This window comes from Actinomadura geliboluensis, assembly GCF_005889745.1.
In the GTDB taxonomy this organism is placed as follows: domain Bacteria; phylum Actinomycetota; class Actinomycetes; order Streptosporangiales; family Streptosporangiaceae; genus Spirillospora; species Spirillospora geliboluensis.
Genome location: NZ_VCKZ01000608.1, coordinates 1 through 3,918 on the forward strand (window position 1 = coordinate 1; position 3,918 = coordinate 3,918).

Annotated in this window: 5 protein-coding genes; 2 read left to right on the top strand and 3 right to left on the bottom strand. The window is 72.1% G+C overall.

The window, feature by feature from the left end; translation table 11 throughout:
• A partial coding sequence (locus ETD96_RS42260) for a TerD family protein (RefSeq protein WP_138642097.1) occupies positions 1-535 on the bottom strand: 535 nt, incomplete at its 3' end.
• Between the two features lie 119 nt (positions 536-654).
• A complete protein-coding gene (locus tag ETD96_RS42265) occupies positions 655-1,704 on the bottom strand; it encodes a lipoate-protein ligase LplAB (protein ID WP_138642098.1) in 1,050 nt (349 codons plus the stop codon).
• Positions 1,705-1,808: 104 nt separating this feature from the next.
• Between ETD96_RS42265 and ETD96_RS42270 the strand changes: the two genes are divergently transcribed.
• Positions 1,809-2,774, top strand: coding sequence for a pirin family protein (locus tag ETD96_RS42270; protein ID WP_138642099.1), 966 nt, complete (start codon positions 1,809-1,811; stop codon positions 2,772-2,774).
• 40 nt (positions 2,775-2,814) lie between these two features.
• Here ETD96_RS42270 and ETD96_RS42275 read toward each other — a convergent pair whose 3' ends face one another.
• Positions 2,815-3,276 (bottom strand): OsmC family protein, encoded by a 462-nt coding sequence (locus tag ETD96_RS42275; protein WP_138642100.1) that lies wholly within the window; start codon positions 3,274-3,276, stop codon positions 2,815-2,817.
• Between the two features lie 134 nt (positions 3,277-3,410).
• On the opposite strand from ETD96_RS42275, the gene ETD96_RS42280 reads away from it, so the two are divergent.
• The coding region (locus ETD96_RS42280; RefSeq protein ID WP_138642101.1) for a DoxX family protein at positions 3,411-3,918 on the top strand (508 nt) is incomplete at its 3' end.

Genomic DNA, 3,918 nt, shown 5'->3' on the forward strand with positions numbered 1-3,918 from the left:
CCGCCTGGCCGGGGTCGTCGACCGAGATGCCGTAGTCGGTGGCCAGGCCGGCGAGGCCCGAGTCGTAGCCCTGGCCGACCGCGCGGAACTTCCACGCGCCCTGCCGCCGGTACAGCTCGCCGAGGACGAACGCCGTCTCCGACGTCGCGCCCTGGCTGTCGAACCGGGCGACCTCCGCGCCGCCCGCCGCGTCCACGATGCGCACGTACAGGCCCTGGAACTGGCCGAACGTCCCGCCGTCGGAGGACGCCGCGATGACGATCTTGTCGATGGCGGGCTCGACCCGGTTCAGGTCGACCGACAGGACGTCCAGCACCGTCGGCCCCTGCTGCTTGCCGTCGTGCCGGACCGCGCCTGAGCCGTGCGCCGGCTGGTTGTAGAACACGAAGTCGTCGTCCGAGCGCACGCGGCCGCTCTCGGTCACCAGGAGCGCCGACGCGTCCGCGTCCGGCACGCCGGGACCGGCCTGCCAGCCCAGCTCGACCCGCACCGAGGGGACGGGCACCGCGGTGTTGGCACCCTTCTGCATCGACATGAACGCTCCTCATCATCGGCCGACGGTGACCAACCTATGGCGTGCCGCATCAGCCCCGCGACCTGCCCTGAGAGGAGGACGCACGGCGGGCGCCCAGGGTTCCGCCGCCGCGCCGCGCGTCACGGGACGCGCGCGGTCCACTCGGAGGTGCTGAACTTGTCGGTGACGTACTTGCGGGCGAGCCGCATCTCGTCCTCGCCGACCCGGTCGGGGGTCAGCCCGTACCGCCCCCGGAAGTGCGCGATCATGCGGTCGATGATCTCCTCGCGGGGCAGCCCGGTCTGCCGCCGCAGCGGGTCCACCCGCTTCACCGCGCTGGCGATGCCCTTGTCGGACACCTTCTCCCGGCCGATCCGCAGCACCTTCAGCATCTTCTCGGCGTCGATGTCGTAGGCCATCGTCACGTGGTGCAGCACCGCGCCGGACACGAGCCGCTTCTGCGCCGCGCCGGCGATCTTGCCGTTGTCGGACGTGATGTCGTTCAGCGGCTGGTACCAGGCCTTGATGCCGACTTCGCCGAGCGCGCCCAGCACCCAGTCGTCCAGGAACGCGTAGCTCTCCGCGAACGACATGCCCGCGACCAGCGTCTCCGGCGCGTACAGCGAGTACGTGATGGTGTTGCCGGGCTCGATGAACATCGCGCCGCCGCCGCTGATGCGGCGCACCACGTCCACCCCGTGCTCCCGCGCCGCCTCCGCGTCGACCTCGTTGCGCAGCGACTGGAAGCTCCCGATGACCACGGCGGGCGACGCCCACTCCCACACCCGCAGCGTCGGCGGGCGGCGGCCCGCGCCGACCTCCTCGGCGAGCACCTGGTCGATCGCCATGTGCAGGGCGGGCTCCTGCGGCGGTTCGTGGATCAGCCGCCAGTCGTGGTCGCGCCAGTCGGACGCCCGCGCCACCGCGCGCCGCACCGCGATGCCCACGGCCTCGGCGGTGAGGCCGAGCATCACCGTGTCGCGCGGAAGCCCCGCCTGGACGCGGACGCCGATCGCCCTGGCGTCCAGCCCGGCGGGCAGCCCGTCCAGGACGGCGTTGATCGCGTCCAGGGCCTCGTCCGGTTCGAGGAAGAAATCGCCGCTGATCCTGGGGGCGCGCAGGAGCCCGTCAACGACGTCGACATCGGCGACCACGAGCTTGCCGCCGGGAACCTTGTACTCACCGTGCATCACATACAGGAGAACCCAGTGCACTGGTGCCCAATTCCACAGGTTCAACCGCGCGGCGCGTAGGGCATCGTTAAGGGACGGTTTGCGGGGAGGGGACGGTTCCGGTGAGCAATCTCGATGTCCGGCCTAAGCCGGTGCAGACGGGCGGGCGCGACGAGGTGACGGCGCGGCCCGTGCACGAGCTGCTGCCGCCGAGGCGGGTTCCGCTGGGCGAGAGCACGGTCGTCCGCAGGCTGCTGCCCAGCCTGGGACGGCGCATGGTGGGCGCGTGGTGCTTCGTCGACCACTACGGGCCGGACGACATCACCGACGAGCCCGGCATGCAGGTGCCGCCGCATCCGCACATCGGGCTGCAGACGGTGAGCTGGCTCCACGGCGGTGAGGTGCTGCACCGCGACAGCCTCGGCAGCCTGCAGACGATCCGTCCGAAGCAGCTCGGGCTGATGACCGCCGGCCGGGCCATCGCGCACTCGGAGGAGTCCCCGCGCGCGCACTCGCCGATCCTGCACGGCGCGCAGCTGTGGGTCGCGCTACCGGACGGGCACCGGCACACCGACCCCAAGTGGGAGTTCCACGCCGACCTCCCGGTGGTGACCGCGCCCGGCTTCACCGCCAAGGTCCTGCTGGGCGAACTCGACGGAGCCGCCTCCCCCGGAACGACGTTCACCCCCATCATGGGCGCGGACATCACCCTGGACGACGGCGCCGACGTGCGCGTCCCGGTCGATCCGGACTTCGAGTACGCGGCGCTCACCATGTCCGGCCGCCTGGAGGTCGACAGCGAGCGGCTGGAGCCCGGCTCCATGCTCTACCTCGGCTGCGGGCGCCGCGAGCTGCGGGTCCGCACCGACGAACCGGGCTCCTTCCTCCTGCTCGGCGGCGAGCCGTTCGAGGAGAAGCTCGTGATGTGGTGGAACTTCGTCGCGCGGGCCGGCGAGGAGATCGCCCAGGCGCGGGAGGACTGGATGACCGGCGACCGGTTCGGCACGGTCGAGGGCTACCACGGCGACCGGCTGCCCGCCCCCGAGATGCCCCCGACCCGCCTGAAGCCGCGCGGCCGCACCCGCTGAGCGGCCCCGCGGCACTGCGGCTGCGGCTGGGGCCCGGGCTCTACCCGAACTCGGGCTCGTGTCGGACGGGGAAGTTGACCGAGTTCGCGATGAAGCACAGCTCGTTGGCGCGCTCGTGCAGCTCGGCGGCCCGTCCGGCCTGCGCGGGGTCGGCCAGGGTCGTCCGGGGGCGCAGGACGACCTCGGCGAACCGTCCGCCGCCGTCCGGCGTCTCGGTCATGGTGCCGCGCGCCCGGTCCTCGTAGCCGGTCACCACGATCTTCTCCACGGCGCACAGGTGGAGGAACCACAGCATGTGGCACTGCGAGAGGGAGGCGACGAGCATCTCCTCCGGGTTCCACCGCGACGGGTCCCCGCGGAAGGCGGGGTCTGCGCTTCCCGCGATCGGCGGCTTGCCCGCCGCCGCGACCTCGTGCGCCCGCTCGTAGGCGCGGTACGAACTCGTCCCCGACCCGGTGTCGCCCGTCCACGTCACCGACACTTCGTACTCGTGGCTCTTCATCCCGGCCTCCCGCTCGATCGGTTCCCGCGCCCTGCCACGTGATCGTCTCACCTGCGGCGTTCGCGATATCTCCCGGCATGCCGTCATACTCTCCGGCAAACCGGGCCCATCCCCGTGTCTAAGGAGTCGACGGCATGCGCTCTCGGCCGTTCTACGACGTCGTGGCAGCCCTCGCGCGGCTCGGCGTCGGCATCGTGTTCATGGCGCACGGCTGGCAGAAGATCGAAGCGGGCATCACCGCGACCGGCCGCACGTTCGACGGCCTCGGCGTGCCGCTGCCCACCGCCGCCGCCGTCTACTCCGCGTTCGTCGAGCTCCTCGGCGGGGCCGCGCTGATCGTCGGGCTCGGCCTCCCGGTCACCGGCGCCCTGCTGTTCCTCGACATGGCGGGCGCGTTCGTCTTCGTCCACGCCGACCAGGGCCTGTTCATGGTGGACGAGGGAGCCGCCCGGAACGGCTACGAACTCGTCCTCGCCCTCGGCATGGCGAGCCTGGTGTTCGCCGCGGGCGGCGGCGGCCGCCTCACCCTCGACCAGTGGGTGATCGGCAAGCGCCTGCGGGGCGCCGCGGCCGACGACGACGAGGACGACGCGGCAAGCTTCGTGGAATCGCTCCGCCAGGCCGAGCTGAAGCCCCCGAAGA